The sequence below is a fragment of the Mycobacterium sp. genome, from assembly GCF_965229105.1.
Classification (GTDB): Bacteria; Actinomycetota; Actinomycetes; order Mycobacteriales; family Mycobacteriaceae; genus Mycobacterium.
Genome location: NZ_OZ245858.1, coordinates 4,875,368 through 4,897,662 on the forward strand (window position 1 = coordinate 4,875,368; position 22,295 = coordinate 4,897,662).

Below are 22,295 nucleotides of genomic sequence, written 5' to 3' on the forward strand. Positions count from 1 at the left end.
AATCGTTGGACACCCGCTGGCGCGCTCGCCACGATGAGGTTCATGCAGCAGTCCCGGATGCCTGTGCAGACCGCCGCCGCGGTGACGTTCTTCTACGCGCTCGGCTACCCGATCGGCAACCTCGCGGTCGGTGCCATGACGCCGATGGCGGTACTGGTGTTCCGGTTTTCGTTGGCAGGGATTCTGCTCGGTGTGTGGGCCGCCATCAGCCGGGTGGGCTGGCCGCGGGGCCGCAAACTCGGTCACGTCGCCGTCACCGGGCTGCTGATGCAGGCTGTCCAGTTCTGCTGTCTGTACCTCGCCGTCGAGCGCGGTGCACCGGCTGTGCTGTGCGCAGTCGTCATCGCGATGAACCCCGTCGCCACCGCCGTGCTTGGCGCGCTGTTCCTGCGGGATCGCCTGGGCGTCACCAAGATCGTCGCCCTGATTCTCGGTGTGCTGGCTGTGCTCGCGGCGTGCGCAAGCCGGCTGGCCAACGAACACGGCGTCGACCCCGTGCTGGTACTGCTGGTGGTCGCGTTGCTCGGCTTGGCGGCCGGTGGGGTGTATCAACAGCGCTTCTGCGCCGACGTCGACTTCCGCGCCTCAGCGGCGGTGCAGAACGCGGTGGCGCTGGTGCCTGCCGCGGTGCTGGCCGCGCTGACCCCGTTCGCGGTCCACGATCACGCCAAGGCAATCGGCGCCGTGGCGGCGGTGGTGCTGCTCAACGCGGGAGTGGGGCTGTCGCTCTACGTGCGGGCCATCAACAAGCACGGCGCCGCGGCGGTGGCCATGTTGTTCTGCCTGATTCCCGCTGTCGCCGGTGTGCTGTCCTGGGTGATTCTGGGCGAACGTCCCGATATCGGTATTGCCGCGGGCCTGGTGCTCGGCGCGGTGGCATGCTGGCTGAACGCTCGCGCGTCACGCAAGAAGCGTCAGGACGATCCAGGTGGCCACAGCCGAGGGCAGGACGGAATCGAGTCGGTCCATCAGGCCGCCGTGCCCCGGTAGCAAATTGCCCATGTCCTTGATCCCGAGATCACGCTTGACCTGAGATTCGATCAAGTCGCCCAGGGTGCCGGTGATCACCAGCATGATGCCGAGCGGCACCCCGACCCATGGTGGCTTGTCCAGCAGAAATGTCACCGCGAGCACGGCCGCGGTGGTACCGGCCACCAACGACCCGGCGAAACCTTCCCAGGACTTCTTGGGGCTGATCGCCGGCACCATCGGGTGCTTTCCGAACAACACTCCGGCGGTGTAGCCGCCGATGTCGGAGAACACCACGCCCAGCATCAGGCACAGCACCCGCCAACCACCGTCGTCGGGATAGACCAGCAGCACTCCGAACGCGCCGAACAGTGGGATCCAGGCGGCCAGGAAGACCGTCGTCGTGACATCGCGAAGATAGTTCACCGGGGCGTCTTTGAGACCACCGGAGAGCAGCCGCCAGATCATGCAGACCACGACCGTGCCGCCATAACCGCCGAGGGCGCCGGCCACCCCGAACGGCCAGGTCAGCCAGATCATCGCCTGGCCACCCACAAGTAACGGCACTACCGGAATCGAGAATCCCGCGGTGCGCAGTCGACGTACCACCTCGTGGGTCGCCACCGCGATCGCCAGCGCCACGACAGGAATCCACACGTACGGCGCAAAAACCAGGATGGCGATAACGCCGAAGCCGAGAAACGCACCGACTGCGATGGCAGCGGGGAGGTCACGGCCGGCGCGGGACGCCTTCTTCACCGGCTCGCTTTTCACCGGGTCGGTGTCTGCCACGTGGATAGGTTGCCTAGGGGTCAAGGACAGCGAAGTGGATTCGCCGAAATTCCTCAGACCTCGAGCAACTCGCCTTCCTTGTGTTTGACCAGGTCGTCGATCTGGGTCACGTATTGCGACGTCGTCTTGTCGAGATCCTTCTCCGCCCGGCCGACCTCATCCTCGCCGGCCTCGCCGTCCTTCTTGATCCGCGACAGCTCTTCCATCGCCTTGCGGCGGATGTTGCGCACGGTGATCTTGGCGTCCTCGCCCTTGCTCCTGGCCTGTTTGGCCAGTTCGCGGCGGCGCTCCTCGGTCAGCTGCGGGACGGAGATGCGGATGATGTTGCCGTCGTTGCTCGGGTTCACCCCGAGATCGGAGTTACGGATCGCGTTCTCGATCGGCCCGAGCTGAGACTGTTCGTAGGGCTTGATGACAACCATCCTCGCCTCGGGCACGTTGATGCTCGAGAGCTGGGTGATAGGCGTCGCAGAGCCGTAGTAGTCGATGACGATCCGGTTGAACATCCCCGGATTGGCTCTACCGGTGCGGATACCCGACAGATCGTCACGTGCCACCGACACGGCCTTTTCCATCTTCTCCTCGGCCTCGAAGAGAGCCTCGTCGATCACGGTGTTCCTCTTCCCATCACTAGCACTCGTCCTGGTGGCCCACCGTCAGGTGGTGACCAGCGTTCCGATCTTCTCACCTGCGACGGCCCGGGCGATATTCCCATCGGTAAGAAGGTTGAAGACCAGGATCGGCATGCCGTTGTCCATACACAAACTGAAGGCGGTCGCATCGGCGACCTGAAGGCCCCGTTCAAGCACCTCGCGGTGGGTGATCGCGGTCAGCAGCTCGGCCTCGGGGTGGGTCCTCGGGTCGGCGGTGAAGACCCCGTCGACCGCCTTCGCCATCAACACGACTTCGGCGCCGATCTCCAATGCGCGTTGCGCGGCGGTGGTGTCCGTCGAGAAGTAGGGCAGCCCCATACCGGCACCGAAGATCACCACCCGGCCCTTCTCAAGGTGCCGTCGCGCCCGCAGCGGAATATAGGGCTCGGCGACCTGCCCCATGGTGATGGCGGTCTGCACCCGGGTCTGAATACCTTCTTTTTCCAGAAAGTCTTGGAGCGCAAGGCTGTTCATCACGGTGCCGAGCATGCCCATGTAGTCGCTGCGGGTACGTTCCATCCCGCGCTGTTGTAGCTGAGCGCCGCGGAAGAAGTTGCCTCCGCCGATGACGACGGCAATCTGCGCACCGGTGCGCACCACCTCGGCGATCTGCCGGGCGACCAGCGCCACCACATCAGGGTCAAGCCCCACGTGGCCGCCGCCGAACATCTCGCCGCCGAGCTTGAGCACGACGCGGTTGTACCCGTGGGAACTCTGAATGGTCGGGATGTTGCTCGACTCCCCCATCACCCTCCTCCGACGACAATGTTTGACAGCGATCCTGCCTCATCACCGCCGTCCGGGTGTGTGCGGGGTGAGGCGCTTTAGACCTTCTGTACCCGCGGCGGCGCCCACTGACCGTCGAGCACCGATTGGTGCGGCGCATAGAGCCGCAGCGTCACTCCGAGCGGTCCCTGCGGTGCCGGTAACCAGTTCGACACTCGGTGCGCCCCCGGGTTGCTGTGCTGCAGGTAGAGGTCCAGCGACCCGTCGGCGTTGTAGATGAGCGCGTCCCGGTCGCCGATCGCGAAGCGGTTGATCTCGTTGGCCACCTGGAAGCCTTCGGCGTCATACATCGTCACCGACCAGAACGCGTAGACCGGCGGGAGATTATCGGCGGCGAAATGGATGACGTAGTGGTTGTCGCCGGTCATCGGATCGCCGTCGGCATCGGCGGCCAGCAGCGGGTAAACGGCATCCTCGGGCGGGTTGGCGCCAAGGCCGATCAGGGTGACCACGGCGCGCTGGAAATAGGCGTTGCCGTACACGCCGATGTTGCTGGTCATGATGGTCCAGCCGTTGACGCTGTCGCCGAGGGTGGCCAGGGATGACAGCATCGCCGCGAGTGCATCGTTCTTACCCGCCTCCAGCTCGGCCTGCTCGTCGGCGCTGAATCGGCCGGCGTCGAACGGCTTCCCCGGTTCGATGCCGAGAAGGGCGATGCGGGCCAATTGGGAGAAATCGGTCGGATGCGGTGGGTTCACCATCAACAGATCGGCCGCGTAGCGCAAGAAGTCGACCGCGGTCATCCCGTTGACCGTCTTGAGGGGTTCGGTTGTGACGTCGTAGCTCGCGTCGATGACGTGCTCGGCTTCGGGTCGAAGCGGGGTGATGGTGTAACCGTTCTGCACCTCGTGCACCGCCGGGTAGTCGTCGATACCGTTGGTCTGGGTCCGGCCGATGACCCAGACGTGCGGGGTCGGGGCGGCGATGACGGGCAGGCCTGCCGGCAGGTCACCGGTGTAGCCGGGTCCGACGACTACCCAGTCGCCCGCCGCGGTGCCGGTGGTGCGTTTACCCGGATTGGCGAAGACATCGGTCCACATGTCGACACACGGCAGCATGTAGTACCGATCGTCGGTATCGGCCGCGGTCAACCGGACCGGCCCTGCGGTGAGATCGAGCCAGGCACTGCTGTAGAGCGTGTCGAAGTTCGGCCGCACCACGGCACGGAAATCAGCGGTCGGGAACTCCCGCAAATGCGAAAACCGGTTCGGCGGCCCAGCTCCCGGCCTGCTACCCGCGGGTGAGTTGACTGCCTGCAGACGGGTGACATCCATCATCACCAACGGATAGAAGTAGATGAAGGCCTCGCGACTGAGCGTGCGCAGGTCATCCGACAGAGTGCCCACAAGCAACCTCTTCCGCTCTTAGCCCTGTCTGCTCAAGGCTGGTTGCGGAAGAGGTTACCTGTGGAACTTCGTGCTCAGCCGGTTACGACTCCAGTGCCCGTTCTGCGACCGGCAGACCGGCGTGATGCGCACTGTGGCAAGCCTTCGGCGGTGTCGGCGGGATATCGAGTGCGGGGTTTCCGTCGAAGAAACCAATCGGCTTCAGATGGAATCCCGCGTATGCGCACGGCATCACCGGCCAGTCCTCCGGCCGGACGATGTGGTGGGCACCCAGGGTGTACCAGAGGACCACATCGGTGTCCTCCAGCGGAGCGTCATCGGCGATGAACTCCGGCAGGCCCTGCGCATCCGCCGACTGGGCCATGTAATCACCCGCGGCATACATCTCACTCTTGTCGAACTTCGTCACCCACAGGTTGTGCTGGACGAACTGGGCCCGGTCATAGATGTAGGAGCCTTCCTGCACCATCACCGGCACGATCTCCCGCGGCACCAGCTTGTAGGCCACCGGGCTGCCGAGTTCGTTCACCTTGGACGGGTTGGTCACCTTCCAGTACCGGCCGGTGTTCCAGTCCCAGTCCCTGGCACCCTCGGCCTCAGATGCGACCAGCGTGTCCCTGGTGATCCAGGCGTTGCGATGAGGATTGAGTTCCGGATCGGGTTCCGGAATCGAATCCACCTCGTACACACTGTTTTTCGCGCCATCGACGCTCATGTCCAGGCGGAAGTTGAAGAAGTGCTGGTGATTGGGACCATAGATTCCCGGCGCCACCAGCTTGCCCCAGCGGGGCAGCTCCCCTTCTTCGATCGCACCCGTGGTGAGCACGCCGGAGAGCTTGACCTCCACCTCGATCGAGGCATCGTTGTAGAAGTACCAGAAGAAGCCGTACTCGTAGTTGCCGACGGTGCAGATCATCGAGACGACCAGCCGCCGCGAGCGCCGGACCTCGACTTCACCGGTACGGAAATCGGTGTGCTTCCAGGAGATCCCGTAATCCTCCTCGTGCATACAGATCGCGTTCGGGATGGTCACCGCATTGCCGCTGGAATCGTTGACCGTGCCATCGAAGTAGAAGATCTCGCCGAGACAGTCACAACCCAGGGTCAGCGGGTTGGCCGAGAAGCCCATCCCCACTTCACCCATGTCGAAGACGTTCTTGTTCCAGTGCGTCGGTGAGGTGTCACCGTAGGGCACCACCATTTCCGACAGCGATCCCCGGTACAGGATGGGCCGGGTCTCACCGCGGTCGGTGTAGGTCACCTCGTGGATGGTGACGCCCTCGCGCGGGTTGAAGCCGATCCGCAGAGACCATTTCTGCCATTGCACATTCCAGCCGTCGACGCTGAAGCTCGGCCCGTCGGGCTGAGTGATCTCGATCGGCTTGACACCATCACGGAACTCGGTGAACGCCGGCCGATTGTCCTCATCGAACATGAACTTCGGGTCGTAGTTGCCTGCCTTGGGCGGTATCGGCACCACGCCGAAATCCTCGATATCGATGATCTCCATCGCGTCAAGGTTGAACGTGACGATCAGGCCCTCGACCGGCCGGGCGTACCCGTGCTCGGACGGTGCCGCCCGCATGAACGTCAGCGGACGACACAGCCATGGTGAATCGTCGTGGTGGTCTTGCGCACCGTAGTAACCGGCCGGCCACGGGTCGATCATCGCCAGGTCGAAGTCGGTGACACCGCGTTTGCGCATCGCCTCCTGCCACCTGGGGTCGTTCCGGACGATCTCCTCGACTCCGGTCATGTGCTCGACCAGATACGACGGGAACCGCCCGGGGATCGGCTTCCAGGAGTCGACGACGCCGGCCGGGATGTCAACGATGGCCTCGTAGATCATCTTGGCCGCGCCGTCGTAGCAGGTGGCGAACGCCCGACGCGGGACATCCACCCCTACGAACGACAACTCCGGGGTTTTTTCCGGTTCCGCCAACTGAATCATCACGAATTTCAGTGTCGGAGTGCCATATTCGGACTCGGTGACAATCCGCGCCGCCGCTTCGATCTCGGCTCCGGAGAGCGGATCGAGCGGATATCCCACACCGTCACCGGTGGTGGATGTCCGTTCAAGCGTGCTGTCCATGGTCATGGAAACTAAACCTCTTCGCTCTTCTTAGTGAGATCGAGCACGGCCAGGTGGGCCAGTGCGTCTTCGCTGCTTGTCTTGTGCGCGGCACGCCGTCCGAAGACGTACACGATGACGCCGAGGGCAATCATGCCCAGCGAGATACCGCCGGTCCACTTCATCCACTCACTGTCTGGCACATCGGCAATCCAGGATTTGGCGAAGGAGTAGTAAACGCCGCCGATGGTGCCGATCGTTCCGACGATCACGGTGATCCAGACCCCGACACTGCCGCCGGGAATACGCCAGAACTGCTCGTTGGCATAGCGATCGGCGTACTTCTTGCGGGCGATGATGACCGGGAACAGGAAGAACACACCCGAGACCAGCCAGACGGTGGACAGGCCACCCTGGATGAAGATGGTGACGTTGGCCATGCTGCTCTGCGAGTACAACCCCACCAGGATCAGCGAGGAGAGCACACCCTGAATCAACACCGCGGTCACCGGGTTACGGGTACGCGGGTTGAGGTGGGTGAAGATTCGCGGCAGGTGCCGCTCCAGACCGGAAACGAAGATCAGCCGTGAGTACGCGATCTGGTAGGCGACCAGGGCGACGAAGATGATCCCGGCCAACACCACGGCCGCGACTTCCATCACACCCTTGGGGGCGGCAACGCCGAGCATGCCGATGACACCGGTGACCGGGTCGATCTGGTCACTGGGCAACGCGAACATCGTGCCCACCGTGGTCATCAGGTAGATGACCACCAGAGCCACCGAGCCCCAGATGACCATCTTCGGCCCTGACTTGCGCACCGAAAGGAACTCTGCGCCCATGTTGTAGGGGGTCTCCACACCGAGCAGATACAGCAGCACAGTGCCGTACAGGAAGCCCGCTCCGGCGAAGTCAGGCACCATCACGTCGTGCATCGAGAACGGGGTCGCCGAACCGTTCCTGATCGCGTAGACGACGCCCGAGACGAAGATGACCGCGGTCAGAACGCCGTAGATGATAAATACCGTGTTCATCACGCGCTGGTTGGCAGCAAGTTTCGCCAACGCCAAACCGATGACAGCCCAGAGGATCACGAGCTGCAGGATGATGCTGACGGTCAGACCGAGCTCTGCATGGAAGGCCAGCAGCAAGAACTGGACCACCACCGCGGGCGATGAAGCGGCGTTGAGGATCACCGGGATCCACGACAGATAGCCACCGATGAAGCCCCAGGTCTCACCCATGGTGCGGGTCGCCCAGATGTACACGCCGCCTTGACCTGGCCACAGATTGCCAAGTTCGGCGACGGCCATACCGGCCGGCACGAGGAAGGTGAGGATACCGAGGATCCACATCGGGATGGCGGTCCAGCCACCCGTTGCGATCACCGACGAGCCGGTGATCCAACAGATGATGAACACGTAAGTGGCCACCAGCCCGAAGGTGGTCATGACCTTGGGCAGGATTTGTTCAGGGACAAGCTCAGTTGTTAGAAGCTTGTCGCGATGAGCCGAGGCCGAAGCCTCGAGATCTTGGGTCATACGTTGTTACTCCCAATCCCGATAAGGCAGGTGAATCCCGTTGGATCAGTTAGATTTCCGGCTTGATCAATTGATGATCTGTCCATCTTTCATCCGGACAACACGGCTCGCTTCGTCGGCCACCGTGGGATCATGGGTGCTGGCGACCACTGTGACGCCGAGCGTCGTACCCAGGTCGCGCAACATTCGGACCACCGTTTCCCCAGTCCGGTGATCGAGATTGGCTGTCGGCTCGTCGGCGAGGACGAGCGTCGGATTGCTGATCAGCGAGCGCGCGATCGCCGTGCGCTGCTGCTCGCCGCCCGACATCTTGGTCGGCTGGTGATCCACTCGGTGGCTGAGCCCGACGAGGTCGAGGAGTTCCAACGCGCGCTTCCGCAGGGATTTCCGGTCGTAGGGTTCGAACATCAGTGGTAATTCGACGTTTTCGACCGCAGACAGGAACGGGATCAGGTTGTAGCTCTGGAAGATGAAGCCGACCGTCTCATGCCGCAGGGCCGCGAACTGGCTCTCGGTCAGCTTGCCGGTGTCGCGACCGGCGACGATGATCGAACCCTTCGTGGGCCGGTCGAGGCCGCCGATCATGTTGAGCAGAGTCGACTTACCGCTACCGCTGGGGCCCATCAGGCAGACGAACTCCCCGGGCAGCACCGTCAAATCCACCGAGATGAGGGCCTTGACCACTTCATCGCCGAGTTTGTGTAGCTTCCAGACGTCACTGATCTCGATGACGGGCGTCTTCGACAGTTCCAACGGTGCTGCCGCAGCCGGGGCTACTGACGTGGTCTCCGTGGTGTCGTTTATCGCGGTCATGTGTTTCTAGCCTCCGCTGGATAGGGATCGGATGGGTGGACGCGACGCCGCGTTCCAGGTGGGCACGATGCTGGTGGCGACCGCGGCAACGACGCTGACGCCGATCGCGATGACGGAACCGAATGCCAGGCCGCCATACGATACCCCGGTCGGCGCGAATCCTGCTGCGCCTAAAGCCATTCCGCTGATAACTGCCAACACCGCACCCGCCACCGCGCCGAGGACTGCGGCGACGACGGGTTCTACGAGCAGGGCGGTGACCACCGGTTTGCGGGGCACGCCGTTGGCGCCGAGCACACCGAGCTCACGCGTTCGGTGGGCAACGGTCCGCGTGGTTGCGACCGCGACCTCGACGACACCGACCAGCAGTACGGTCACCGAGATGAGAATCACCGCGCGGTTGATCTCCTCGGCGTGACCAAGTGTGGCCGATTGCGCCTGGATACCCGCGGACATCCCGAAGACGAGAACGACCAGGAAGGCACCGGTCGCCGTGGTCACGATGGGCAGGATCATCTCCTTGATCCGCCTGCGCGCAGACATATAGCCATAGGACAGTCCGTAACGGATCATCAGCGGTCTCCCAGCAGATCTACGGGGCGCTGCTGCAGCAGCCGGTGAACAGGAACCAGGGCACCGACAATGGCCATCGCCGGCACGAAAGCCAGGACCATGCCGCAGGCCTGCAACCAGGCCGTCGGCGTCGCAATACCCGGAATCACCAGGGCCACAGCGATTCCCGCGCCCAGCACGCCGATCACATACGCGGCAATGAACACGATGAACGATTCGACGAGGAAGAAGTACAGGACTTCGTCGGCGAGCCCGATGCTCGACATGATGCCGAACTCCCGTTTCCGTTCCTGCACCGCGGCCAGGAACGATGACACCGCGATGATGAACCCGAGTACGAGGCCGATCGTCGAGATCAACCCGAGCGTCGAACTGGTCACCTTGCCGGAGAACAGCGCCGAGAACTTCTGGTCGAAGGTCAACGGCCCTGAGCCGCCAACGGTGTCGTAGATCAGTCCCGGCCCATCGGCCGCCGGTAGAACCGAGGGATCCGCCGTCGACGGCAGGCCGACGGCCGTACCGAAGACCGAGGCGATATCGCGGCGCTTCTCCTCACCGGCAGGCGCATAGATGGTCCACCACCCCTTGTCGCCGACCACCGACTGCGCCAGCGCAGAGGACACGGTGGCGGACTGCCCGCTGCCATCGACAGCGACGGTCACCCGCTGTCCGCCGATCGTGATGGCGTCACCGGCGTTGACATTGAGTCGCTGCGCCAGACCGGATCCGAGAACCACTTGGCCCGAGGCTATTTCGTCATTTCCTCGCAACGACACCGCGTTGCCGTTGACCTGGGTCACCCCGGAGACCGTGCGAACACCGCGCCAGCCGTCGGGAATCGTGATGTCAGGTGCAGCGCCGTCGGCGATAAGCGCTTGGGAACCCTGGTCGAAGTGCACGCCGGCAGCCGGGACCGCCCACAGCTGTGCCTCACCCAGTACGTCGGTCACCGAATCGGCCCCGGTGATAGCGAAACTCGCCGAGATGGTGCGGACCACGGTGACACAGGCCAGGGCCAACGCGATGCCGAGGACGGACAGCACGAATCGTTCAGGGCGCCGCCGGATATTGGCGAATGCGAACCGCACCAGACACATGAAGGTGTTCCCGGTACTGAGTTCGATCGCCGACGGCCGCGGTGATGTCGCTGTAGTCGCTGAGGTCTCCATATCAAGAGCGATGTTCGGATCGAGTTGTTTCGCCGGTTAGAGCCTGCAATGTCCGTCACGTTAACTCGGACCCGTTGCGGTTACGTCGGTGTATCGCGGACACAACGGATTTCGTCGTCGGATCAGCCCTGGTCGACCCACGTCAGCAGCGGTGACAGGGGTCCAGCTTTCGCTTCGACATCGGGTTTGAGCAGCGTGTCCTCCTTTGGCATTGCGATGGCGAACTTATTTCCTGTCGATAGATAGGCTGCGGATTCCGTGCACAACCGTCAAAAAACGGGATTCCGCGCCGCCGGTGCTGGACCGCCGATGGTGGCCGCAGCCGCTGTGATGCCCGATACCTGCGCGGATGCCGGATAGGTAGCCCACTATTTCCGTGCGCGTCGATTTAGCATCCCCGGGGGCTGCACCGACTCCGTTCGGTGCGGTCCGGATCCGACGAAGGGGTGCAGGACCGACCGTGAATACCGCCGACAATTGTTCCGATAACGCGGGGGCCGCGCCGTGGCGACGTCCGCTGACGCCGTATCAGCGTGACCTGTGGATGGTTACCGAGCTCTTCCCCGGTGTGACGTGTTACGTATCGGGTCTGCAGGCCCACCTCGTCGGCGATATCGATATCGAGACCCTCACGCAGTGCTACGAGCGTGCCTGGCAAAGCCATGACGCGATGCGCGTGTGCTTCGGCGTCGATGACGGGGTGCCGTATCAAGAGTGGGCGCAGCACATGCCACCGATCGATCATCGCGACCTGTCAGCGCAGCCGGATCCGGGCGCCGCGGCACAGGCCGTCATCCGTGCCGAGATGGGCACCCCCATCGACCTTCGCCAGGGCGAGGTCCCGCTGCAGCTGATCCTGCTGCGCGAAAGCCCACAGGCGTATTCGGTGCTGCTGCGTTCCCATCACGTCGCGACCGACGCGACCGGGTTGTTCACCCTCGCCGCCTATGTCCTTGCCGACTACAGCACCGTCATGGCCACCGGCGCACCGGCGGCACTGCCCCCGTCGTCCTTCCGCGATGCGGTCGACAGTGCTCATGCCTACCGCCAATCCGCGCAGTGGCGCGATGACAGGGACTTTCTGGTGGACCAGGCCCGCGACGCCGTGCCCGCGCTGTTCGACCGGCCGGGGATGGCGCTGGCACCCGTACAGCGCTACGTCTGTGAACTGCCGCGGGAGTTCGCCAACCGGGTGCGTGCCCTCGGCCTGCCCTTCTTCCCGTACTTCTGCAGCATCGTCGGCACCTACCTCAGCGGTGTCCTGCGCAGCGACGATGTCACGGTCGGCATTCCCCTGAACAACCGCAACACTCCCGCGGAGTTGGGCACTGTCGGCGGGCATTTCGCGAACACCCTGCCCTTGCGGATCGACCTGCGCTCGCAGTCTCCCCTGGCGGACCTGGTCGCCGATGTGCAGAAGCGCGTGCAGAACACCAAGTCCCGGCAGCGATTCGCCCTCGGTGATCTGATGGGCGAGCTGCGGCGCGACGGCCGCAACCCGGGGCCGCTCTTCGATGTCACCGTCAACTACCTCCGGTTGCCCCAGGCCGGCGGGCTCTCCGACATCGTGGAAAGCGTCGAAGGGCTGCCGCAGGGCTCTGATGTCCTGACGCTCGCGGTACACATCCACGAGCTCGACACCGACGGCCCGATGGAGTTGATCTTCGACTACGCCACCGATGTCTTCGACGCCGACTATCCGATCGAATCGGTTGAGCGTCATCTGAAGTCACTGTTGTATGCCGGCCTCGACGCGCTCGACGCCGACCCCCGAACGCTGTCCATGCTGTCAGCGCAGGAGCACGCCACGCTGACCGACCGCGAGCGCAGCACCGAGACGCGCTATGACACCACCGCCACCGTGATCGATCGGATCATGACGCAGGCTGCCGCGACACCGGACGCGATCGCCGTGGGCGGAACCGAGGACGGGGCGAGCCTGACCTACGCCGAACTGTCCGCGCGGGCCACCGAACTCGCCGCCACACTGCGCGATCACGGCGTAGCCACCGGTGACCGCGTCGCAGTGATCCTCGACCGCGGGCCTGATGTGGTGGTCGCCGTGCTCGCGGCGCTGCATGCCGGCGCCGCCTATGTCCCCATCGACCCGCGACATCCTGCCGAGCGGATGGGCTACGTGCTGCACGACAGCGGCGCCACGGTCGTGCTCACCGACCGTGCCGACGTACGCGCCCCGGCCGGTATCCCCGTGGTCTCCCCCGGCACTGCTGCGAGCAGCGCCCCGCGGTCCTGGCCCTTGCCGACCGGGCGCGACCTTGCCTACGTCATCTACACCTCCGGTTCCACCGGAGCGCCCAAAGGGGTCTGCGTCGAGCATCATTCGGTGCTCAATCGGTTGGACTGGATGCAGCGGCGCTACCCGATCGGCCCAGGGGACGTCATCCTGCAGAAGACGTCGATCTCTTTCGACGTGTCGGTATGGGAACTGTTCTGGTGGGCGATGCAGGGTGCCTCGGCCGCGATGTTGGCTCCTGGTGCCGAGAAAGATCCACGGGAGATCCTGCGCGCCGTCGCCGCCGCGGGAGTCACCGTCATGCATTTTGTGCCGTCGATGCTGACCCCGTTCCTCGATCTGCTGGAGAGCTCGCCGGATGCTGTCCGACAGGTGCGGACCCTGCGACTCGTCTTCTGCAGCGGTGAGGCCCTCCGCCCCAGTCAGGTGCAGCGCTGGAACCGGGTGTTCTTCGGTTCAGACGTAGCCGGCCCCCAACTGGTGAATCTCTACGGGCCCACAGAGGCGACCGTCGACGTCTCGTGGTTCGACTGCCCGACTGACCCGCAGTCGCCACCGCAGCGCATCCCGATCGGGCGCCCGATCGACAACACCCGGCTCTATGTGCTCGGATCGGCGGCGCAACCACAACCCGTCGGCGTCGGCGGTGAGCTGTGCATCGCCGGAGCCGGACTGGCCCGCGGTTACCTGAACCGGCCCGACCTGGACACCAAGCACTTCGTCCCTGACCCGTTCCATCCGGGTGAGCGGATGTACCGGACCGGCGACCTGGCCCGGCGTCTGGCCGACGGTCAGCTCGAGTACTTGGGCCGGATCGACCGCCAGGTCAAGATCCGGGGTAACCGCGTCGAACCGGGTGAAATCGAAGATGCCATCGCCGGAGTTCCCGGCGTTGCCGACGCGATGGTGATGGCCGATGAAACACCAGGGCGGGGCACGTACCTGGTGGCGTTCTATGTGGTTTCAAAAGATGTGGGGTCGAAAGACGTGCACCCGAACGTCCTTCGGGCCCGGTTGGCCGAGCGACTGCCGGATTTCATGATTCCAGCACAGTTCTGGCCGGTGACGTCGATTCCCCTGACCTCCAGTGGCAAGGCTGACCGTTCGGCGTTGATGGCACTGCGGCAGGCGGCGCCCGAGACCACTCAGACCGCAGCACGCACCGACGTGGAGGCAGCGCTGGCCGCAGTATGGCGGGAAGTCCTCGACGTCGGGTCGGTGTCGATGCACGACAACTTCTTCGACCTCGGCGGTGACTCGATTCTGACGTTGCGTGTCCGGGCGCTGGCCGAGGAGCGCGGACTGCTGTTGGACACCCGCGATATCTCGCTCTATCCCACAGTGGCCGAACTCGCCGCACACACCACGATGGGCTCGGACCCCGCACCACCGGTCGAACCGTTCGAACTCGTCACCGGTATCGACCGGGCCAGATTGACGCAGATGGCCGACGCCTATCCGCTGACCCGGCTGCAACTGGGCATGCTCTTTCACGGCAACGAACACACGGATTCGACGGCGTATCACGATGTGTTCCGCTACAGCCTGCGGATGCCGTGGCATGAGGGGCATTGGCGCACCGCGCTGGCGTCGCTGATCGCCCGCCACCCGGCATTGCGGACATCGTTTCACCTGACCGGTTTCACCGAGCCGCTGCAGGTGGTACATCGCCAGATCGAGGCACCCATATCAGTAGTCGATCTGCGTCGCACCGACCACGCGGATGCGGAAGCGACTGTGCGCGGCCATGTTCAGCGTTGGACGCGGTATCGTTACCGACTGACGCAGCCGGGACTGCACCATTTTGGTGTCTTCCTCTTTCCGGACCACGTCGATGTGGTGTTCGCCTTCCACCACGCGATTCTGGACGGCTGGAGCGTCTCGGCCATTCTCGCCGAACTGCTGCAGGATTATCGGCACCTGGCGGGGGCAGCCGTGGATGCGGTGGCACCGACAGCCCTGCCGTCCTTCGCCGAATACGTTCGTGCCGAGCACGTTTCCCTCAGTACACCGACCGATCGCGCCTACTGGACCGGACTCCTCGACGGCGCCGCGGCGATCCGCATCCCGGGGTGGCGGCACTGCGTTGAGCGCTCAGATCCTCCGCCGAACACGCGCCTGCGATGCAGTGTGACGATGCCGGAACAACTCGGCGCCGACACCACGCGGATCGCCGCCGCCGAGCATGTTCCCGTCAAATCCGTCTACCTGGCGGCGCACCTGTTGACCCTGGGCTTGTCCACCGGACAGTCCGATGTCACCTCCGGTGTCATCGTGCACGGCAGGCCGCAACGGGCCCATGCCGAGCGCACCGCGGGCCTTTTCCTCAACACCGTCCCGGTCCGGGTGGATACCGCGGAGCTGACGTGGCGTTCGGTGGTGCACGCCGCGTTCGGACAGGAACGGGCCGGTGCAGCGCACGCCCACTACCCGGTCGCCGATATCCAGTGCGATAGCGATCTGGCCCTCGATGTGGCATTCAACTACGTCAACTTCCAGCAGGCGAGCACACTGGTGCAGGCTCTGGGAATCGACCTGCTCGATGTCGAGATCAATGAAGAAACCAATTTCGCTTTGCTGGTGACTATTTCGCGCGATCCGCGCAACGGCGCCGTGCACCTGCGACTCGACGGTGATCCGGCGATCTATACCGACGATCAACTCCGCCACATCGCAGGCACCTACCTACGGGTGCTGGAGCTCCTCTGCTCCGATCCCGACGGGGCGGTCGATTTCAGTGTGCTCACGCCACCGTTGGTCGCAGCGGATGCGACGGACGCTGTCGGCGTCGTTGCATTGTTCCTCGATCAGGTCCGTCGCAACGCAGAATCGGTCGCCCTCGAATTCGGCACGCGCACGGTGACTTACCGTCAACTGGAGGAAATGTCCGCCAGTATCGCCGCTGGCCTGCTCGAACGCGGTGTGCACCCGGGCGACCGGGTGGCGCTGGAAGCCGATCGCGGCCCGGAACTGATCGCCGCTGTGCTCGGCATCGCCCGCTGCGGTGCGGCATGTGTGCCGATCGATCCCACCTACCCGGCCGCCCGCCGCGCGGCCATGCACGCCAACGCCGCAGCGGCCGTGGCGATCAGCGATGACACGCTGCCGGAGTTGCTCGCTACACCGCCCCGGGTGGCTCTGCCCGTCGTGACGCAGGAGCATCCGGCCTATGTGTTGTTCACCTCCGGTTCCACGGGGCAACCCAAGGCGGTGGTGATGCGCCACCGCGCATTGGCCAACCTGATCGGCTGGCAGTTGGCCACGCCCAGCGGATGGTGCTCCGAGGCCGGTCGGGCGCCGTCGACGCTGCAGTTCGCCCCGCTGGCCTTCGACGTCTCATTCCAGGAGATCTACTCGACCTTGTGCGGTGGCGGCCGACTGGTACTGGTGTCCGAGCCGGATCGCCGTGACCTGCCGACACTGTTGCGCATCCTCGATGACACCCGGACCGAGCGAGTGTTCCTGCCGTACGTGGCGCTGGAACCGCTGGCCGAACTGGCGGTGGCCCGTGGGGTCGCCCCCGCCGGGTTACGGATCATCGTTTCCTCTGGTGAGCAGTTACGGGTCACCGACAAGATCCGCGGCCTCTGCTCTGACATCGACGGGGTCATCCTCGAAAACCAATACGGCCCCACCGAAACCCATGTGGTCACCCATTTCTCGATGTCCGGTGATCCGGCTCGGTTCCCGGCACTGCCGCCGGTGGGGGTACCGATCGACAACGTCACCGTCGTCGTCTTGGACGCGCACGGACGTCGCCTCCCCGAAGGCGCCCCTGGCGAGGTCTGGGTGGCGGGGGCCGCGCTGGCCGACGGTTATTCCGGCGAGGATGCCATGACCGCCGAGGTATTCCGCCACGTCCCAGGCCTCGGAAACGAACTCTATTACCGCACACGCGATTTCGGTCGCCTCCTACCTGACGGTGCTCTGGTCATCGATGGCCGCAGCGGGACCCAGGTCAAGGTGCGGGGCCATCGTGTCGAACCGATGGAGGTCGAGGTCGCGCTGAACCGCGTGGCGGCACCATACGACGCCGTCACCGAGGTTGCGGTCATCGCCAGGACAGGTAGCGACACCTCCAGTGCGGCAACTCAGCTGGTGGCGTACCTGGTGGGTACCGCCGACGATACGGTCGCCGTCCAGCTTGACACCGCGATGCGTGAAACGCTGCCCGACTACCTGGTGCCTGCCCGATTCGAGTGGATCGATGCACTACCGCGGACCTCCAGCGGTAAGCGCGCCGACGGAATGCTCGCCAGTTTGGCGCTCCCCATCCGCGACGTCACATATCTGGCACCGCGCGATGGGCACGAAGAAGTGATTGCCGCACTGATGTCCGACGCACTCGGGGTGGCCCGGGTTGGTGTGCTCGACGAATTCTATGCACTCGGCGGCACCTCACTGTCCGCGGTTCGTCTGATCGTCGGGATCGAGCAGCGGTACGGAATCACCGTTCCGATATCGGCTTTCAGCGCCAACCCGACGGTGGCCGACCTCGCTTCGCGGGTGCGTCACCGTACCGGCGCGGCCTTCGACCCGTTGGTCGCACTGACACCGAGCGGCGCCACACCGGCCCTGTTTCTGGTCCACCCGATCGGCGGCAACGTGCTGTGTTACGCCGCGCTGGCCAGGGCGCTGCCTGCCGGCCAGCCGCTGTATGCGCTTGCGGCCGCGGGTGTCGAAGCCGGCACCACTGCAACTGATTCCCTGCCGCAGATGGCCCGGGACTACGTCGAGGCCATCCGGCGCGTCCAACCCGATGGCCCCTACCATCTCGGCGGCTGGTCACTTGGCGGACTCGTCGCGTTCGAGATGGCCCGTCAGCTCACCGAGAGCGGCGCCGAGGTCGGGTCGCTGACCTTGCTCGACACCATGACGGTGCGCGCCGGCGCCCGCGCCGAACTTCCACCGACCCAGCTGCACTCGTACTTCCTCTGGGAGTTGTTGTACGGCATGCTCGGCGCCGACACCCCGGTCGACCCGGTGCCTGCCGATATCGGTGACGACGACGCCGCTCTCGACTACATCCTGGCCACGGCCGTCGAGCACGGGGTGCTCCCCCGCACCGGGTCGCGGGAACTCGTCCGACGGTTACTGGAGGTGTTCCGGACGTCGTGGCGGGCCGCCGCGCTCTACCAACCCCAACGATGCGATCTCGACGTCACGCTACTGAAGGCCATCGATCCGCTGCCAGAAGTGCTGCGCTCCGCCCACGATATCGTCGGATCCGATTACGGCGGACCCACCAACGGGTGGGGCGCGTTGGTCGGCGGCCGGCTCGACGTGATCGACGTTCCCGGCGACCACCTGACGATGATGTCCCACCCACATGTCGAGGCTCTGGTTCCCCACCTCGTCAATAACTGTGCGCGCCAACGCGTCAATCTGTAGGAGACTCATGAGCGACCGATCTACCCGCTCAGCGATCGTCGTCGGCGCAGGTATCGGCGGCCTGACCGCCGCGACCGCGCTGCGGCGGGCCGGGTTCGACGTGACCCTGTGCGAGAAGGCCCCGCAGCACCGGGCAGCAGGTTTCGGGTTGGCCGTGCAGAGCAATGCGATGAATGCCCTGCGAACACTGGACCTCGGGCTCGACGAGGCCCTGTTGCGGGCCGGCGGTCGCGTCACCACGTTCAGTTTCCGGACCGCAGATGGTTCCGAGCTGCGTCGCATCGATGTCACCCCCATCGACGATATGTTGGGTGCCCCGTCGGTGGTGCTGGCCCGCAAGGATATCCACGAGATTCTGCTGGAGTCGGCCGGTCCGGATCTGCGGGTCGAGACCGGTGCCGAGGCAGTAGGATTCGCCCAGACGGCCGACGACGTCACCCTGGAACTGGCCGATGGTCGCCGCCTGCAGGCCGATGTGCTGATCGGCGCAGACGGCATCAACTCGGTGATCCGCGCGCAACTGCACGGTGCCGCCGATCCGCGTCCCGGCGGCTTCGTCTGTTGGCTGGCGTTGGCACCGTTCTGGCCACCGAACCTCACTGAAGGCGAATCGGTGCACTTCTGGGGCCGGGGTCTGCGTTTTGGCCTGCATGACTGCGGGCAGGGCACCATCTACTGGTGGGCCGCTCAGTCGTGTGACGCCGAACTGGCGGCACATTGGCCGTACGGCAAAGATGATCTGTTGCTGCGATTTTCGGGCTGGAGCCCTGATATTACTGAGATCATCTCCGCGACAGAGGAAGCGGCCATCATCGCGGTGCCCGCACTGGACCGACCGGCGTTGACCACGTGGGGTGACGGCCGGGTGACGCTGCTCGGTGACGCCGCGCATCCCATGCTGCCGAGTCTTGGCCAGGGGGCGAACTCCGCGATCGAAGATGCCGTGGTGCTGGCCCATACGTTGAGCGGGCACAGTGACCTGACGGCCGGCTTACGCGCCTACGAGCAGCAGCGCCTCCCCCGCACCACCGAATTGGTCGACGGCTCATGGTCACTGGGGAGGATCGAGCAGGGCACCAGCCGCACGGTCGCGGCCACCCGCGCCCGGTTGGTCCGTCATGCCCCGAACCGGACGGTGATGAACTTCATCTCCAAACCGATGACCTGGCCCGGTTTCAGTGATGTGGGCGGTGCACTGCCCCGCCGGTTGTCACCGCTAGAAAGCTGGCACTGGGCTGCCGACCGGGTGTCGCCGCTGCACGTATGTGCGCGAATCCGCCTCGTCGGTCCGATCACGGCCGACGGTATGCTCACAGCGCTGGCCACCCTGGCACGTCGACATCCCCTGCTGCGAGCCGGAATTCGGCGCGAGGGGGCGGGTTACCAGTTCGTCCCCGGCGCAGGCCGGCCCATCGATCTTCGGGTGGCCGAGCAAGGCAGCTGGCGCGATGAGATCGACCGGGAACTGGCTGAACCTTTCGACGCTGACGGCCCGTTGCTGCGAGCCACCCTGATCACGGTGGGCGCGGGTGCGCACGATCTGATCCTGACATCGACATACGCGATCGCCGACGGCATCACCATGGTCGAGCTGTGCCGACAGCTGCTGACGTTGGCCACCGATGACAGAGCGCCCGGCTGGGCCACGGAAATCCCGGCCCCGCCCGCACCGGAAGACCTGATGCCCCGGAGTTTTCGCGGTCTTCGCGGAAAGGCGCGGGCCCTGGGTCGCCTCGTTGCGGATGCTGCCGACGAGCGCGGCGGCGCCCCGCTGCGACGCTTGGCCGCCCAGACGGCCGTACCGCCGGGTGAGCGGCGTACCCGTCTCGCGCACCATACGATCGTGGGCCCCGCGGTGAGCGAGCTGCTGGCACAGTGCCGGACGCGCGGTATCCGGCCCGAGTCGGCCGTCGCTACCGCGTTGGCCTGCGCTGCGGCCATCGACACCGATTGCGGCCGAGCCCGATTCGCGGTCAGTGTGTCGGTACCGTTCCGCACTCACCTGGCGCAAGCACCCGCCGCCGACGCGACCGGCAGCTACCAGGCCATGGTGGCGATCCCGGTGGCGTGCGAACCGAGTCTGTCGCTGTGGGCGGCTGCCACGGCATTCGACCGCCGGCTCAGCCGCGGTATCGAGCGGCGGCATCATCTGGCCAACCTGGGCATGCTCGGGGTGATGGCTGCGGCCACCCGGCCGTTCACCGACCAGGTGGTGACGATGTTCGACGACCGCGGCCCGGGCAATCTGTGTGTGAGCCTGGTCGACGCCAGCGATTTCCCGACCTCGTTCGGTGCGGTGAGCGCCTCCGGTGTCCAGGTGATCTCCGGGATGTCCATCAGCGGTTACGTCATGCTGTACTGCACCGTCGGTCGCGACGAACTGTCGCTGAATCTGGGCTACGTCGACGGCATCATCTCACCGACCCGGGCGGAGACGCTGATCGAGAACACCGTCGAGGCGCTGTCAGCTGCCCTGAATCTTCCGGAACGGTTGCGCCGCTTCGAGTTCGAAGGCCAGCTCTAACAGCCGGGCATCGTGGCCCAACGCCGAGCCGAACATCATGCCGACGGGCAGCCCCGTCGCGGACTGCGCCAGCGGCAACGAGATCGCCGGCTCCCCCGTGACGTTCTGCAGCGGCGTGAAGGCGACCCAGTCGATCAGCCGGTCCATGATCTGGTCGTAGGGCGCCGTCGGGTCCAGGTGACCGATCGGGTGCACCCCGTCGGCCAGCGTGGGCATCAGCACCACATCGTGGGTGCGGTAGATCCGGGACGTGACCCTGCGCAGCGTGGCCAACCGCGCGATGGCCAGCGGCACCCGGTGCAGGTTGCGGCTGGCGTGCTTCTCCAGCCCGAGCGTCAGATTGTCCAGCCGGTCGCGATCAAAGGACGGTCCGAATGCCTTGCGGCCCATGCGGACCTGCGCGAATGCCAGAAAAGCCCAGTACAGCACGAAGTCGCCGACGAAATACCCAGGGATGGGCGGTTTTTCGAGATGCTCGACGTGGTGCCCTAGTGACTCCAGCAGGGCCGCGGTCTGCAGCGTCAGCTCTTTCATCTCCGGGCTGCAGTCACGCAAAACCGACCGGGTCAACACCGCGATGCGCAGCCGTTGCCCGCCCTCGCCGGTGATATCACCCAGTGCGGGCAGCCCGGGGTTGCGCCAGGTTTTCTCGACTTCACGGTAGAGCGCCGCGGTATCGCGGACCGACCGGGTGAGCACGCCGTTGGCCACGATCCGGACCGGCATCTGCCGGTGATCAGCGTCCAGCGGGATCCTGCCGCGCGACGGTTTGAGCCCGACCAGTCCATTACAGGACGCGGGGATTCGGATGGAGCCACCGCCGTCGTTGCCGTGGGCGATGGGCACCACGCCCGCCGCGACGAACGCTCCCGCCCCCGAGGATGACGCGCCTGCGGTGTATTCGGTGTTCCACGGGTTGCGCACGGGACCCAGCCGCGGATGTTCTGCGGACGCGCTGAAACCGAACTCAGACATCTGCGTCCGGCCCAGTGGTATCAACCCGGTGGCGAGATACGCCTTGGCAAAATCGCCGTCGGCGGTTTCGGCCCGCGGCGCCCAGGCGTCAGTGCCCAGCATCGACGGCGCACCCGCCACCGACACGTTGTCTTTGAAGAAGCTCGGCACCCCGTCGAAGAAACCGCCGTAGGGCGTCGGAGCCGCGGCCCGGGACCGCGCAGCATCGAACCCCTCGTAGGCCAGCCCGTTGAGTTCGGGGTTGACCTTCTCGGTGCGGGCGATGGCGGCCTCGACAGCCTCTACGCGGGAGATCTCCCCCGCCCGCAGCGCGTCGGCGACACCGACTGCGTCGAGGTCACCAAGGGCGTCATCGTGGAACGAGGAGATGCGGGCGGAAGTTTGGGGCACACCTGAACAATAAAGAGACCCCACGCCACCGGGATCACCGGTAGTGGC

Annotated in this window: 13 protein-coding genes; 3 read left to right on the forward strand and 10 right to left on the reverse strand. The window is 65.1% G+C overall.

Annotation, left to right across the window (positions count from 1 at the left end):
• Nucleotides 1-42 precede the first annotated feature (42 nt).
• Nucleotides 43-990, forward strand: a complete 948-nt coding sequence (locus ADBZ9O_RS22855) for an EamA family transporter (protein WP_526525199.1) — start codon at nt 43-45, stop codon at nt 988-990.
• On the opposite strand, the gene ADBZ9O_RS22860 is transcribed toward ADBZ9O_RS22855, so the two are convergent.
• The 9 genes from ADBZ9O_RS22860 to ADBZ9O_RS22900 all read right to left on the reverse strand — a co-directional run bounded on the left by ADBZ9O_RS22860 (nt 901) and on the right by ADBZ9O_RS22900 (nt 10,713).
• Complete coding sequence (locus ADBZ9O_RS22860) at nt 901-1,761, reverse strand: phosphatidate cytidylyltransferase (protein WP_526525200.1); 861 nt, start codon at nt 1,759-1,761, stop codon at nt 901-903. The genes ADBZ9O_RS22855 and ADBZ9O_RS22860 overlap by 90 nt on opposite strands.
• A gap of 53 nt (nt 1,762-1,814) precedes the next feature.
• Nucleotides 1,815-2,372, reverse strand: coding sequence for a ribosome recycling factor (gene frr / locus ADBZ9O_RS22865; protein WP_526525201.1), 558 nt, complete (start codon nt 2,370-2,372; stop codon nt 1,815-1,817).
• Nucleotides 2,373-2,417: 45 nt separating this feature from the next.
• The gene (gene pyrH / locus ADBZ9O_RS22870) at nt 2,418-3,161 is read right to left on the reverse strand and encodes a UMP kinase (protein ID WP_526525202.1); all 744 of its coding nucleotides are present in this window, start codon (nt 3,159-3,161) and stop codon (nt 2,418-2,420) included.
• Between the two features lie 77 nt (nt 3,162-3,238).
• A complete protein-coding gene (locus ADBZ9O_RS22875) occupies nt 3,239-4,546 on the reverse strand; it encodes a DUF1254 domain-containing protein (protein WP_526525203.1) in 1,308 nt (435 codons plus the stop codon).
• Between the two features lie 82 nt (nt 4,547-4,628).
• Entirely contained in the window at nt 4,629-6,644 is a 2,016-nt protein-coding gene (locus ADBZ9O_RS22880) for a primary-amine oxidase (protein WP_526525204.1), read from the reverse strand.
• A 5-nt stretch (nt 6,645-6,649) separates the two neighbouring features.
• Nucleotides 6,650-8,158: an amino acid permease gene (locus tag ADBZ9O_RS22885; protein ID WP_526525205.1), complete on the reverse strand. Its 1,509-nt coding sequence runs from the start codon at nt 8,156-8,158 to the stop codon at nt 6,650-6,652.
• Nucleotides 8,159-8,224: 66 nt separating this feature from the next.
• A complete protein-coding gene (locus tag ADBZ9O_RS22890) occupies nt 8,225-8,971 on the reverse strand; it encodes an ABC transporter ATP-binding protein (protein WP_526525208.1) in 747 nt (248 codons plus the stop codon).
• A gap of 6 nt (nt 8,972-8,977) precedes the next feature.
• Nucleotides 8,978-9,544 carry an FtsX-like permease family protein gene (locus tag ADBZ9O_RS22895; protein ID WP_526525209.1) on the reverse strand — a complete coding sequence of 189 codons (567 nt, stop codon included), beginning with the start codon at nt 9,542-9,544 and terminating at the stop codon, nt 8,978-8,980.
• Nucleotides 9,544-10,713 carry an ABC transporter permease gene (locus ADBZ9O_RS22900; RefSeq protein WP_526525210.1) on the reverse strand — a complete coding sequence of 390 codons (1,170 nt, stop codon included), beginning with the start codon at nt 10,711-10,713 and terminating at the stop codon, nt 9,544-9,546. Before ADBZ9O_RS22900 ends, ADBZ9O_RS22895 begins: the two co-directional genes overlap by 1 nt.
• A 460-nt stretch (nt 10,714-11,173) precedes the next feature.
• On the opposite strand from ADBZ9O_RS22900, the gene ADBZ9O_RS22905 reads away from it, so the two are divergent.
• Together ADBZ9O_RS22905 and ADBZ9O_RS22910 are read left to right on the forward strand one after the other, a co-directional pair.
• Nucleotides 11,174-18,358: a non-ribosomal peptide synthetase gene (locus ADBZ9O_RS22905; RefSeq protein WP_526525212.1), complete on the forward strand. Its 7,185-nt coding sequence runs from the start codon at nt 11,174-11,176 to the stop codon at nt 18,356-18,358.
• Nucleotides 18,359-18,365: 7 nt separating this feature from the next.
• Nucleotides 18,366-20,882, forward strand: coding sequence for an FAD-dependent monooxygenase (locus ADBZ9O_RS22910; protein ID WP_526525213.1), 2,517 nt, complete (start codon nt 18,366-18,368; stop codon nt 20,880-20,882).
• On the opposite strand, the gene ADBZ9O_RS22915 is transcribed toward ADBZ9O_RS22910, so the two are convergent.
• Nucleotides 20,823-22,247, reverse strand: coding sequence for an amidase (locus tag ADBZ9O_RS22915; protein WP_526525214.1), 1,425 nt, complete (start codon nt 22,245-22,247; stop codon nt 20,823-20,825). The two genes, ADBZ9O_RS22910 and ADBZ9O_RS22915, sit on opposite strands and share 60 nt — an antisense overlap.
• Between the last annotated feature and the right edge of the window lie 48 nt (nt 22,248-22,295).